Annotated in this window: 9 protein-coding genes; 3 read left to right on the forward strand and 6 right to left on the reverse strand. The window is 71.2% G+C overall.

The window, feature by feature from the left end:
* Positions 1 to 85 precede the first annotated feature (85 nt).
* A complete protein-coding gene (locus LMU33_RS03660) occupies positions 86 to 1,258 on the reverse strand; it encodes a metallopeptidase domain-containing protein (protein WP_228617292.1) in 1,173 nt (390 codons plus the stop codon).
* Between the two features lie 1,082 nt (positions 1,259 to 2,340).
* On the opposite strand from LMU33_RS03660, the gene LMU33_RS03670 reads away from it, so the two are divergent.
* Entirely contained in the window at positions 2,341 to 4,512 is a 2,172-nt protein-coding gene (locus LMU33_RS03670; protein WP_228617294.1) for an ATP-binding SpoIIE family protein phosphatase, read from the forward strand.
* A 218-nt stretch (positions 4,513 to 4,730) separates the two neighbouring features.
* Here the strand turns inward: LMU33_RS03670 and LMU33_RS03675 are convergent, their stop codons facing one another.
* Positions 4,731 to 5,915: a beta-ketoacyl-[acyl-carrier-protein] synthase family protein gene (locus LMU33_RS03675; protein ID WP_228617296.1), complete on the reverse strand. Its 1,185-nt coding sequence runs from the start codon at positions 5,913 to 5,915 to the stop codon at positions 4,731 to 4,733.
* A 628-nt stretch (positions 5,916 to 6,543) separates the two neighbouring features.
* Between LMU33_RS03675 and LMU33_RS03680 the strand changes: the two genes are divergently transcribed.
* Entirely contained in the window at positions 6,544 to 7,560 is a 1,017-nt protein-coding gene (locus tag LMU33_RS03680; protein WP_228617297.1) for a DNA-directed RNA polymerase subunit alpha, read from the forward strand.
* Positions 7,561 to 8,730: 1,170 nt separating this feature from the next.
* Here LMU33_RS03680 and LMU33_RS03685 read toward each other — a convergent pair.
* Positions 8,731 to 9,132, reverse strand: a complete 402-nt coding sequence (locus LMU33_RS03685) for a DUF5997 family protein (RefSeq protein ID WP_228617299.1) — start codon at positions 9,130 to 9,132, stop codon at positions 8,731 to 8,733.
* 154 nt (positions 9,133 to 9,286) lie between these two features.
* Here LMU33_RS03685 and LMU33_RS03690 point away from each other — a divergent pair, with 154 nt between their 5' ends.
* Positions 9,287 to 10,048 carry a LysR family substrate-binding domain-containing protein gene (locus tag LMU33_RS03690; RefSeq protein WP_228617301.1) on the forward strand — a complete coding sequence of 254 codons (762 nt, stop codon included), beginning with the start codon at positions 9,287 to 9,289 and terminating at the stop codon, positions 10,046 to 10,048.
* A 381-nt stretch (positions 10,049 to 10,429) separates the two neighbouring features.
* Here LMU33_RS03690 and LMU33_RS03695 read toward each other — a convergent pair whose 3' ends face one another.
* The 3 genes from LMU33_RS03695 to LMU33_RS03705 all read right to left on the reverse strand — a co-directional run bounded on the left by LMU33_RS03695 (position 10,430) and on the right by LMU33_RS03705 (position 13,168).
* Positions 10,430 to 11,893 carry an MFS transporter gene (locus tag LMU33_RS03695; RefSeq protein WP_228617302.1) on the reverse strand — a complete coding sequence of 488 codons (1,464 nt, stop codon included), beginning with the start codon at positions 11,891 to 11,893 and terminating at the stop codon, positions 10,430 to 10,432.
* An 82-nt stretch (positions 11,894 to 11,975) separates the two neighbouring features.
* Complete coding sequence (locus LMU33_RS03700; protein ID WP_228617304.1) at positions 11,976 to 12,671, reverse strand: HAD family hydrolase; 696 nt, start codon at positions 12,669 to 12,671, stop codon at positions 11,976 to 11,978.
* Positions 12,672 to 12,691: 20 nt separating this feature from the next.
* Positions 12,692 to 13,168 (reverse strand): Lrp/AsnC family transcriptional regulator, encoded by a 477-nt coding sequence (locus tag LMU33_RS03705; protein WP_228617306.1) that lies wholly within the window; start codon positions 13,166 to 13,168, stop codon positions 12,692 to 12,694.
* Positions 13,169 to 13,278 lie beyond the last annotated feature (110 nt).

Here is a 13,278-nt window from a genome sequence, read left to right on the forward strand (position 1 = left end):
AGCCGAAGACACACACGGGCGGTGTGGCCGGCGCATGATGCGCAGACCACACCGCCATCGATCGTGGGCATCTCGCGCTATGCGGTCACCACTTGTAGGTCCAGACGGTGTCGTCGTACGCGTCGGAGCTGTTGACGTGGATCCGGATACGGGCGGTGCCGTCCTCGAACCACTGGCCGGGCTTCCAGGTCTGCATGTCCAGCGTGGTGCAGTTCCCGGTGGGGGCGGCGGCATCGGGGTTGGCGACCACCCGGATCGGCCCACTGCCGGTGGCGGTCGAGGTGTCGACCTTGTAGATGACGACACCGGTGGCACAGGCGCCGGAGTCGTTGCCCGCGGCCCTGCGGGACTCGGCGACGTAGGCGGTGGTGTCGCTGGTCTTGATCACCGCCAGTTTGTAGCCGCTGCCTCCGTATTCCACCCCGTTCAGGGTCGTGGAGTACGTGTTCGCCACAGACAGGCAGGAGACCTGGGAGTCGGTGATCCAGCCGAACTTCCACGCCTCCCAGCCGAGGTACTGCGGCGCCGGACCCGAGATCAGGCCCATGAGGTCCCAGCCGCCGACGTACTGGTTCTGATCGCCGCTGAACGCGTAGAGGTCCGGCAGGCCGAAGGTGTGGCTGGTCTCATGGTCGGCGACCTTGTAGCCCCAGGTCCACATGTCCTGGCCGAAGGTCACCGCCCAGTGGATCGTCACCCAGCTCTGGGTCGCCCCGTTCCACACCTGGGTCGGCTGGGCCGGGTCCTGTACGAAGGTGGGGGAGTGACCGATCGCAGCCGCAGTGCCGGTCGGCACGATGTAGAACATGTCGTACTGGGACAGGTCGACGCCGGCAGCGGCGGCACCGGTGAGGGCGTCTTTCACATAGGTCTGGTGCGTGGTCCAGGAGAATCCGCGTTCCCAGTCGTAGTCGGTGGAGTTCTTCGGCATGCGGACCCAGTTGCCGTACGGGGCTTTCAGGTCGAGCCATGTCTTGCCGTGGGAGGCGTTCCACATCCAGTTGGCGGCGCCCGACAACTGGTTGTAGTAGGGGGTCAGGGGCAGAGCGGTGCCGGCGGCGTCGGGGAAGTCCACGTAGATCACGGCCACGTGCTTGGTGCCGACCGGGTTCTGGAACCGTGTGTAGTCGGTCTGTTGTCCCTCGTCGGTGTATCCGGTCGTTCCCTGGAGAGCACACGCCGAGGAGCTCCCGTTGTACGCGTGGGCGGGGTGGGCGGGGCCGATGATCAGGGTGAGCAGGGCGGACAGGACGATCACGAGTGATGCTGCGTGGGATGTGCGTCTCGTTGTGGCTGGAGAGCGCATGGTGCCTCCGGAGACAGGCGACGGGGACCGGGGACCGGGACAGCGTCGAAATGCGACCGGCACCCGGCTGTGTGGGTTGGTGAGGGTGGCGCACAACTCGCATGGGGAAAGCTGTCACTCGGTCGCAGGAGCGGTCAGGGCTCGAACGACCGCAGCGCCATGGGGCGTCGGCCGTACATCTCGGTACCCGGTTTACGTAAGAACGAGTATTCGGCCATCCCCGTACCATCGGGGAGACGTCAGAAATCCATAACTCAGCGCTATAGGCCGTGCGTCGAGCACTCCGGCAGTGTCGTCCTTCGGCCGAGGAGGCGTACGCGGGGTGGCCGGCTCGGTTCCTCACCGGGTCGGCGGCTGGTCCTCGGATGGCCGAGGTACGACCGGGTTGAAGATCTTCTCGGCGACGACGGTCGGGGCGGCCCGGCTCCGACCGCGTCCGCGATGCGAGCGATCGCGGCGCGCTGGGTCCCATCTCCGCCGCGAGGACCTGCAAGCCGTCTGGGCGGACGCCGCTGAGGAGGCCGCACCCTGTGGCGGGTCCCGGCAGTGACGGCGTCTCCGATCTCGGGTGGCTGCTGCGCCCGCATCACACGTGCCGGGCCTCGGCGCTCGGCGCGTCCGCGCCACTCCCCTGTGATCTGTACAGACACGGCACCGGGGAGCCGGCGTCACCGGCCGCCAGCAGGGCGGTCCGGCCGACGCCCGGCTGGCTCCTCGGCCGCGTGTACCACTGGACCAGACACGCACCGGGACAACGCCGACCGCCAGGTGCGGGCTCGCGTCGCCGATGCCCACCGGGCCGGCCGCCTGAGTGAGGAACTCGCCCGACCCGGTCGTATCCCGCTGATCGTGATCGACGACGGCACCACCGGGCGCAACATTCCCCCACTGTCCGCTACCGTCCGCGTGGGCCGGTGTGGGCGAAGCGACCCCCGGTGTTATTCAATGAGGTGTGCCGTCGGGGATCTCGGGGCCCCGTCGCACGGGTCCGAGTACGGCCTCGGCGCTGCGCCGGGGATTGCTGAGAGAGCCGCATGGACTCCACACCCTCCCCCTCGTCCTCTTCGCCGTTCGACCTGGTCAGCAGCGCCCTGGGGCGCTACATCCCGCGCGGCGGAGCGGCAGCGGCCGCCGGTCCTGCCGGCGCGCAGGGCGAGCGCACCGAGCGCACCACCCGCCAACCCGTACCCGACAACCCGGCAGCCGGCGGTCAGGATCAGATTCTCGGCGTGGTCAACCTGGACAGGGATCTGAGAATCACCCGCTGCAATCTGGCCGCCCCCGTGTTCGCGGGTCTGGACGCGGAGGCCGGGAGCCCTTTCGTCGATCTGCTGCCCCCCGGGGACGTACCGACGGTCACACGGCGGTTGCGGCAGGTCCTGGAGACCGGTGAGGCGCACGTCGCCCGCATCCAGCGCCTGCGGCGCGGCGACGGGTCGGAGCTGGTGGTCTCGCTGAGCATCCTGCCCGCCGCGGCTCCTCAGGAAGGCCTGACCGTCTCCCTGATCGCCATGGCCAGGAGGCTGCACCTGTACGCCGCCGAGACCGCGATCGGCACCTCGCTGGACATCGGCGAGACCGCACAGTCGCTGGCGCAGTCCCTGCTGGCTTGGGGAGACGTGGCCGCCGTCGACCTCGACTTCGCCGTGTGGACGGGCGAGGGAGTCACCGGGCAGGCGCAGGGGCGCATCCGGCTACGTCGGGCGGCCCTGGTGCCGGACCGGGCGTGGCCCGAGGGCTACGTGACTCCGGGCGACGATCTTCCCAGCGACGCGAGCCGCCTGCTGGCCCAGGCGGTACGGCGGGACGACGCCCCGCAGGCCATCGTCATACCCGACCGGGAGGCGCTCGAGCGGGTGCTCGGCAGTCCGCGGGTGATGCGTGCCCTGGTGCCCGGTGACCGGTCGGCGGGTGTGGCGTGCATACCGCTGGTCCTGGACGGCACGCCGCCCGTCGTGCTGGGCGTGGCGGAGGTCTGGCGGCGGGCGGGCTGCCCCTTCCGCGACAGCGAGCTGTTCGACCTGCAGGAACTGGTTGCCAGGACCGCCCATCACGTCGACCTGGCCCGTCAGCACCAGCGCGAGCACAAGCAGGTGCTGGCATTGCAGCGCCGGCTGCTGCCGCGGACCGGCGGCGACACCATCGAGATCGCCAGCGTCTACCAGCCGGCCACACCGGACAGCGCGGGCGTCGGCGGCGACTGGGTGAACAGCTTTCCGCTCCCGGACGGCCGTACCGCGCTGGTGGTCGGTGACGTGGTCGGGCACGGCCTGGGAGCCGCGGCGACCATGGGCCAGCTGAGCATGGAGGCCCGCGCGCTGCTGTCCGCGGGGCTCGCGCCCGACGAGGTACTGGAGCACCTGGACGAGACCGTGACGCTGCTGGACGACGCGGAGTCCGGGCTGGCGGCCGGCTACAGCGCCCTCGGCTCGACCTGCTGCATCGCCCTCTACGACCCGGTCAGCCACCGCGTGGCGCTGTCCAGCGCCGGCCACCTCCCCCCGGTCCTGGTCTCCCCCGACGGGCGCGCAGGCCCGCTCGCGGTCCGCCCTCATCCCGGTCTGGGCGCCGAGTTCGCGCTGCGGGAGCCGTTCGACGTACACACGTTCGCCGCGCCCCCGGGCTCCCTGCTCGCCCTCTACACCGACGGCCTGGTGGAGGATCCGGCCGTGTCGATCGACGAGGGCATCGGCAGGCTGGCGGACGCCGTGTCCAGGGTGCACCCCTGGGACGCCCTGCAGCAGGCCGCACGGCACGTCGTCTCCGCGCTGGCACCCGTGCACCAGCGCGACGACGTGACGCTGCTGCTCGCGCGGATGATCGGCTACCGCAAGGGGGACACCGCGACCTGGCGGCTGCCCGCCCGCGACGACGCGCCCGCCCGTGCCCGACAGCAGGTCTCCGCGCTGCTGGGGCAATGGCGCACCAGGGACGACATCCGGGACAACACATTGCTGCTGGTCAGCGAGCTGGTCACGAACGCGGTGCGCTTCGCCACCGGTCCCATCACGGTACGGCTGATCAGGGCCGGTCACGGCCTGCTGTGCGAGGTGGGCGACACCGGCAACGGCAGGCCGCGTCTGAGCGGGGGAGGCCTGCTCGACGACGGCGGTCGTGGCCTGCACATCGTGCACAGGCTCACCACCCGGTGGGGGGTGCGGTGGACGGACACCGGCAAGGTCGTCTGGGCGGAAGTCGCGAGGTGACGCGGCCGCCGGCGGGGTGCGGCCGACGCAGGTGACGCGGCCGCGAGGCCGGGGTGGGGCCGGCGTATGGGAGCGCGGCGAGGGTACGGGCGGCGTACGCGTCACCCGGCGCCACCGACGCTACGGACGGTGTCCTCAGCGGTACCGGTGGCGCGACCGGTGGTGCGGACGGCCCGTTTGCCGGTGCGGGTGGGGCGGGCTCGTACTACAGCCACTCGCTACAGCCACTCGCCTTCCAGGGCGGTGGCGGTGAGGCCCGGTGCCGCCGCGTACAGGACGGCGCGACTGCCCGACTTCTGCCCGGCGTCGTGCGCCCGCCGCATGATGTCGAACACGGCGGCGCCTCCGCGGTTGCCGCTGGTGTAGCTGTCCCGGCTGTAGTCCAGCAGCCCCGACGGCCACGCGTCGGGCATCGTCTGCTCCATGTACTCCAGCACCCGGGTCCCGCCGGGGTGGGCCAGCAGCACGTCGGGGTGCCAGGAGTCGGGGTCGTCCTGGTAACGGACGCGCAGCCACTCCCACATCGCGGTGACCGTCTCCTGTACGGCGCGCGGCCCGCGCCGGTCCATCACGAAGTGGGTGCCGTCCGCCCTCGTCTCCAGGCGGTGCAGGTCTTGGGTGCCGGGCAGGGTGTGGTGCCAGGCGGTGTCCAGCCGCAGCACCGACTCGCGCCGCGGGCGGCCCGTGACCACCGCGGCGACCGCGGTGTCCGCGAACAGCAACCGGACGATCAGGGACTCGAGAGTGTCGTCCGCGGGCTGGTAGGTCGTGCTCAGCGCCTCCGCGATCACGACCAGGACCACCCGGTCGGGGTCCGCGGCCACGAGATCCGCCGCCAGCGCCAGGGAGCGGGTCCCCGCGATACAGGCCCACTGCGTGGCCGGCAGCAGCATCACGTCGTTGCGCAGCGGAAGCCTGTTGGCCAGGGCGATGTCCAGACCCGGCAGCGCCGGGGTGGTCGAGTTACTGGTGATCAGGCAGTCGATGTCCGCCGCGTCCAGCCCGGCGATCTGCAGGGCTCCGCGCGCCGCACGCTCGCCGTAGGACTGCACGGCCTCCCAGGCCGGCGCGGTGCGCTCCTGGACGGTCTGCGGACCGGGTATCGCCTCAAGTGCGGCGATCATGCGGTCCACGTCCTGCTGGGTGAACCCGTCGCGGGCCAGCGCCTCTTGGGCCGATCCGAGGCCGACACCCCGCAGGCCGCCGCCGTTGCCGGGCGCGATGGCGGCCTCCAGCGGCAGCATCCACCCGCGGGACTCGATGCCCGTGCTGGCCGCGATGCCGTCGATCCGCGGCGCCCACGCAGCGTGCGGATGCCGGTCGCGCACCTCCGCCACGATCTCGCTGGTCTTCACGGCGTGCTCGCCGTGTATCACGGCAGGAGGACAGAGGTAAGCGGCCATAATGGGGCACCTTTCCGGAGGAAAAAGCGGGAATGTCACGAGTGCTGTGTCATGGGTCACTTTGAAAGTTCGCGCCCAAGAGGTTGGAGATAGGCTCCACTTCGGGCGTCGATGTCCGTTTCGAGCATGGGTGCTTAATGGACATTTCCGCTGTGATGCACACAACTTAGGTAGCGCTTGGAATGCGTGAGACGGCACACACCGCTGAAGCAGGGGCCCTCGGAGCGGTTTCTCGGGGCCTCGCCTGACTCACCGTCAGTCAGGACGTCTACCCGGTCACTGCCACCGGAGCCGGGCGACACCCCTGGCGGCACGGGCCATGCGAGGGGCGACAGCGGATCGCGTCCCGCCGAGTGGTGTGGTCACTGGTTGAGCTGATTGGCGTCCAAGCATGTCGGCCACTACGTCGGGCCGGGTGCGGACCGCCTCAGCCGGTGGTCTGTGCGAAGATCGTCCGGAGTAGCGTGGCTGATCATTGGACTCCACTCCGGCATGCGCCGAGTCCGCCGACCGGTCGGCAGACCGACGGGCTCGGGCGGTTCGACCTCCTTGACGACCGAACCGCCCGTACCCTTCGTGGTGTCCACGGCGTCACACAACGGGCGCCAAACACTGGAGGCAATACCACGTGCTGATCGCTCAGCGTCCGTCACTGACCGAAGAGGTCGTCGACGAGTTCCGCTCCCGGTTCGTGATCGAGCCGCTGGAGCCGGGCTTCGGCTACACCCTCGGCAACTCCCTGCGCCGTACGCTCCTGTCGTCGATCCCCGGCGCTGCTGTCACCAGCATCCGCATCGACGGTGTCCTGCACGAGTTCACCACCGTGCCGGGCGTGAAGGAGGACGTCACCGACCTGATCCTCAACATCAAGCAGCTGGTCGTCTCCTCGGAGCAGGACGAGCCGGTCGTGATGTATCTGCGCAAGCAGGGCCCGGGTCTGGTCACCGCCGCCGACATCGCGCCCCCGGCCGGTGTCGAGGTGCACAACCCCGACCTCGTCCTGGCCACGCTCAACGGCAAGGGCAAGCTGGAGATGGAGCTGACGGTCGAGCGTGGCCGCGGTTACGTCTCCGCCGTGCAGAACAAGCAGGTGGGCCAGGAGATCGGCCGTGTCCCGGTCGACTCCATCTACTCGCCGGTGCTCAAGGTCACGTACAAGGTCGAGGCCACGCGTGTCGAGCAGCGCACCGACTTCGACAAGCTGATCGTCGACGTCGAGACCAAGCAGGCGATGCGTCCGCGTGACGCCATGGCGTCGGCCGGCAAGACGCTGGTCGAGCTGTTCGGTCTCGCCCGCGAGCTGAACATCGACGCCGAGGGCATCGACATGGGCCCGTCCCCGACGGACGCCGCCCTGGCCGCCGACCTCGCGCTGCCGATCGAGGAGCTGGAGCTCACGGTCCGCTCCTACAACTGCCTCAAGCGGGAGGGTGTCCACTCGGTGGGTGAGCTCCTGGCGCGCTCCGAGGCCGACCTCCTCGACATCCGCAACTTCGGTGCGAAGTCGATCGACGAGGTCAAGGCGAAGCTGGCCGGCCTGGGTCTGGCCCTGAAGGACAGCCCGCCCGGATTCGACCCGACCGCCGCTGCCTTCGATGCGGACGACAACGGCAACACGGGTTTCATGGAGACCGAGCAGTACTGAACGCCGCGCGAGGTCATGGGGGAGCCAGGAAGGCGGAGGAGCCGGTGATGAGCACCGGCCGACCGCACCCGGCTCCCCGAGGGCCCACCGGCGGAGCCCCGCGGCTGTCCGATGCCTGGTCGGCCGGTCCTCCAGGTCCTCGACGGGCAGAGCGTTTTCTGCAGGCCGGCCTTCCCGGCCCGCTGCGGGCTTCGGCCTGACCCACTTCGAAGTGCGGGTCTGTGCTGCGGGTCGTCTCAGCGGAGTTCGCCGGGACACCAACAAGGACAACACCCCCGGCCGCAAGGTGCCGCTGAGCTTCTTCGGCTGACGTCGGACGATGTGAAGAGGGCTTGGCGGTACGCGGCGAGGAAGGAGAACTGGACACCGCCCGCGACGAGTTGGAGGCAGCCAGACAGAGCGGCGACGCGTCGTACGACACCGCCTTCGACGTCCGCCCGGCCGCACCGGCCGTACCGGCCTCACCCGGCGCTCAGCCCGACCAACGGCCCGCCCTCAGCGGCAGGTTCAGCAACCGGCCAGCCGAGGCCGACCGGATGAACAGCCTGTGCGGCGAGCCCGACGGAGTGCGGCTCGTCGTCCTCGACGGGCTGCCCGGGGTGGGCAAGACGGCGCTCGCCCGCCGCTGGGCGGACACCGGCGCGAGCACTTCCCCGCCAGCCTCTTCTACGTCTTCTACGTCTTCTACGTCGACTATGCCGCCCTGCGCGACGAGTCGGACGTGGGAGCGGCCATGGTCCCGCCGAGACCTCACAGGCCCTCGCCTCGACCCTGCGGGCGCTGCAGGGAAGCGATGCACATGTCTCCGAGCGGTTCGAGGAACTGAGGCGGCAGTACGAGACCCACTCCCGCGACCGGCGCAACCTCGTCCTCAACGACAACGTCACCCTGGCCGCCCAGGTGCGGGCTCTGATCCCCACGGGTCCCGGCAGCACCGTCATGGTCACCAGCCACCGCAAGCTCGGCGAACTCGTCGCCCAGGACGGCGCCGAACTCTCCGACCGCGCCCGGGCCGTGGAGACGTACCGCTACTGCCTCGACCTCAACTGCCTCGACCTCAACTGCCGCGCCGAGGACCGGCGCGACGACGCCCTGGCCCTCCTCTTGGAAAAACGGTTCTGGGAGGGCGAGGCGCTCCAGAGAAGACCGCTCCAGGAGAGCCGCGGAGGATCAGCCGCGCCCGGCGGCGCGCTCCTGCTTCTCGGCCTTCTGCTGCTTGATCCGCGCGGTCTCCTTGCGGACCTCGGCCTGGGTGGCGCGCTCCTTCTCCAGCCACTCGGGCCGCTCCTGCTTGAGCGCCTCGATCTGCTCGGTGGTCAGCGGCTCGGTGACCCCGCCGCGCGCGAGGCCGGCGATGGACACACCGAGCTTCGCCGCGACCACCGGACGCGGGTGGGGACCGTTGCGCCGCAGCTCGCTCAGCCACTCCGGCGGGTTCGCCTGCAGCTCGTTCAGCTCGGCGCGCGTGACGACGCCCTCCTGGAACGAGGCGGGGGTGGCGGGGAGGTACACACCCAGCTTCTTCGCCGCGGTCGCGGGCTTCATCGTCTGGGTGCTCTGCTGCGAACTCATGAGGTCAAGGGTATCGGCCGCGTGCCGGGCCGCCGACCACGGCCGGTGACGGGGGCGGGCGACGGCCGGTGAGGAGGGCGGGGGAACGGCCGGTGACGGGGGGCGGGCGACGGCCGATGACCGGAGGGCAGGCCACGGCCGGTAACCTGGCCTGGTGACAGGCTCGGAGGAATCACCGTCGTTCCGGCTCGCGTACGTACCCGGAGTGACGCCCGCCAAATGGGTGAGGATCTGGAACGAGCGCCTGCCGGACACCCCGCTCACCCTCGTTCAGGTCCCCGCCGCCCAGGCGCCCGAGGTGCTGCGCACGGGTGAGGCCGACGCGGGCTTCGTACGGCTCCCGGTGGACCGCACGTTCTTCAGCGCGATCCCTCTCTACACCGAGAGCACCGTGGTCGTCGTCCCCAAGGACCACCTGATCACGGCCGCCGACGAGGTGACCCTGGCCGATCTCGCCGACGAGGTGCTCTTCCACCCCGTGGACGACGTCTTCGGCTGGGACAGCCCGCCCGGCGAACCCGCCTTCGAGCGCCCCGCGACGACAGAGGACGCGATCGAGCTGGTGGCCGCGAACGTCGGCCTCCTGGTCGTCCCTCAGTCCCTGGCCCGGCTCTACCACCGCAAGGACCTCACCTACCGCCCCGTCACCGACGCCCCCCAGTCGAGCGTCGCCCTGTGCTGGCCGGAGGAGGCCACCACCGACCTGGTGGAGGACCTCATCGGCATCGTCCGTGGCCGTACCGTCAACAGCACCCGCGGCCGCACCAAGCCTTCGGACGAGCAGCAACGGAAGCGCTCGGAGGCGAGCGGCACCCGGCAGAAGCCGGCGCCGAAGCCGACCGGCCGCAACCCGCGTGCCCGCACGGCGGGGGGCAAGCAGACACCCAAGCGGGGCAAGCCGCGCCGGAGGTCGTGAGGGCGGGACGGCGGCTTCGACCCCGCTGGATCCCGGATGCCGGCGGTGCCTTGCGGTGCGGGCCGGGCGTACGGCGGATCGGTCCAGCCGGGGCCGGCGCGGAGAGGCGCGCCGCGCACCGTGCGGGGCCCTGGCAGGCGCGGGTTCGGCGTGGCAGGTCTCGGGTTCACGCCGGGGGCGACCAGCCCGTGTCGACCAGCCCGTGCCGATCACATCTACCCCGTGCCACACCGCGTGCGACCCATACCCCGCGGCCACTGCTCTCGACGTCACAGGCCATGCCGTACCACCGGTGCCGACGCCGACGCCGGTGCCGAGCTCCACAACTGCCCACACGGCCTGTGCCGATCCGGCCCCCGCATGTCAGCCCCCGGGCTGCCCTCACGCCTCCTGGCGCGCCGCCTCCCGCATCTGCTCCGACTGGGCATGGACCCGGCGTTCCCGCAGGTCGGCGAGGGCCAGGCAGAGGGCTAGCAGGATGATGCCGACCGACGTGAGCAGGCCGTACTGGAGCGCGGTCGCGGGGTTGCCGTGGCGGGTCAGATGGGCGAAGTACACCGAGCCCACCACGGCGACACCGGCGGCCGAGCCGATGCGCTGCGCGGTCTGGAGCACCCCGCCCGCGGCCCCGCCCCGCCGTACGGGCACGAGGGACAGGGTGAGGGTGGTGTTGGGGGAGATGGTCAGGCCGGAGCCGATGCCGGCGACCAGCAGCGGGAACGCGGCCGCCCAGGCCACACCCCGCCCCGGTACCCAGTGCACGGCCGCGATGACGCCGCACATCGCCGCCGCCACCGTGCACAGCCCGGCGATGACCAGCTTGCGCCCGAAGCGCACCACCAGGCGGCCGCCCGCAGCGGCACCGGCCGCCGAGCCGGCCGCGAACGGCATGGACGACAGACCCGCCGCCAGCGCGCCGTAGCCCATGCCGTTCTGCAGGAACAGCGTGTAGACGAAGAACAGCGTCGTGAAGCCGCCGAAGTACACCAGGCTCAGCAGCGCGCCCAGCGAGTAGGAGCGCAGCGAGAAGAGCCGCAGGTCGACCAGTGGTGCCCGCTCCCGGCGCACCTGGCGCCGCTCCCACGCCCAGAACGCGGCCAGCAGCCCCGCGCCCGCCGGGAGCAGGGCCCACTTCAGACGTCCGTGCCACTGCTGTTCCTGCACCAGGGGCAGCATCAGCGCGAGCACACCGGAGCCGAGGAGCAGGACGCCCGGCACGTCGAAGAACTCGCGCTTCCCCGGCGAGCCGGGGGAGCGGGGCAGCAGCCGCAGGGCCGCGCAGAAGGCGGCCACCCCGATGGGGAGGTTGACGTAGAAGACCCAGCGCCAGCCGTCGGGGCCGCCGGCCGCATGGATCAGCAGGCCGCCCGCGAGCGGTCCTACCGCCGTGGAGATGCCGATCGTGCTGCCCATGATGCCGAACGCGCGGGCCCGCTCCGCGCCCTGGAACATCTGCTGGATCAGCGCCGAGGTCTGTGGCGCGATCAGGCCCGCCGACGCTCCTTGGACCAGCCGGAACAGCACCAGCCAGGCGGCTCCGGTGGACAGCCCGCAGGCCGCCGAGGCGAGCGTGAACAGCGCGAGCCCGGTCAGGAAGGTCTGGCGCCGCCCGCGCATGTCACCGAGCCGCCCTGCCGGGACCAGGGCCAGACCGAGGGTGAGGGCGTAGCCGGACATCACCCACGACAGGTCGGCCGTACTGGCATTCAGTCCGCGCTCCAGGGAGGGCAGCGCCACGTTCACGATCGAGGTGTCCAGCAAGGTCATGAAGGCCGCGGTCAGACAGACTGCGAGCGCTTTCCAGCGCCGGTCGTGCGGGGCCTGCCCGGCCCGGTCTGTGGTCATGTGATCACGCTAGGCAGCCACCGCCTCCCGCGCACGGCAGGAACGCCCAACGCATGACGAGGCTGACCGGTGCCGATGCCGGTCAGCGGGACGGGGCGGTGGCCCGGAGCCAGGCGTACGCCGACTGGGCCGTGAACTCCGTCTGGCCGCCGCGCAGCAGCAGGGTCGCCGTGGCGAACTCGGGCATGTCGGCCTGGGCGGCCACGTAGGGGACGGCGATGCAGCGCATGCCGGCCGCGTGGGCGGCGGCCGCGCCCGGTGCCGCGTCCTCCAGGACCACGCAGTCAGCGGGGTCCGCGCCGAGGCGCCGGGCCGCCTCCAGCAGCACATCGGGGGCGGGCTTGCCGTGGGGCACCTCCTCGGCGGACACCACCGTGCGCAGGCAGGCGCCCAGGCCCGTCCCTGCGAGGATCGCCTCGATCGCCTCCGGGGAGGATCCGGACGCGACCGCCATCGGTACTCCGTCGGCGGCCAGGAGCTCCACGAACTTGCGCATCTCCGGGTACACCGCCGTACGGGTGCGGGCGATCTCCAGGTAGCGCCGGTTCAGCTCGGCGAGCAGGTCCTCGGCCGGAGCGCTCAGGCCGTAGCGCTCCTTCCAGAGCCGCGTCGCGTCCTGGTTGCCGATGCCCACGTACGCCTCGTTGTCCGCCCATGTGTAGTCCGGGACGCCCTGCCCGGCCAGGGTCTGCCGGCTCGCCTCGTAGTAGTTCGGCTCGCTGTCCACCAGCGTTCCGTCGAGATCGAAGATGACCGAGAGGCCGCCGAGATCGCTCATGCGCTCCAGCATGCCAAGCGTCAGGTGCGCGCCGCCCGGCCGATCGACTCCACCAGGGGCAGCAGCCGGTGCGGGACGCGCTCGCGCAGAGCCACCTCGGTACGCGTGCGTACCACGCCCGGCAGGCTGATCAGCTTCTGGATGACGTCCTCCAGGTGGGCGTTGTCCCGGCCCACCACCCGGGCGAGCAGATCGCCACCGCCCGTGATCGAGAACGCCTCCACGATCTCCGGTACGGCGGCCAGCGCGTCGCCCACGTCGTCCAGGTGGCCCTGGGTGACCTCGATGTGCACGAACGCCAGCACCGGATGGCCCAGGGCGGCGGGGGAGAGGGACGGCCCGGTGCCGGTGATCACGCCGTCCCGCTCCAGTCGGTCCAGCCGGGCCTGCAGCGTGCCGCGGGCGACGCCGAGGATGCGGGCGTACTCGCGCACGCTCGTGCGCGGCTGTTCCAGGAGCAGTCGCAGAATGCGGGTGTCGAGTTCGTCCACGCCCATGATGGACGACTGTACCAATGGCTCAGCGGACGTTCCTCGCCTTGTGCCGCCCGACCTGGACCGTTGGTCCTCCGCCCGGCACGGCCACACATGCCTTGCTGGGCCAATGG

It is taken from the genome of Streptomyces barringtoniae, from assembly GCF_020819595.1.
Lineage (GTDB): Bacteria > Actinomycetota > Actinomycetes > Streptomycetales > Streptomycetaceae > Streptomyces > Streptomyces barringtoniae.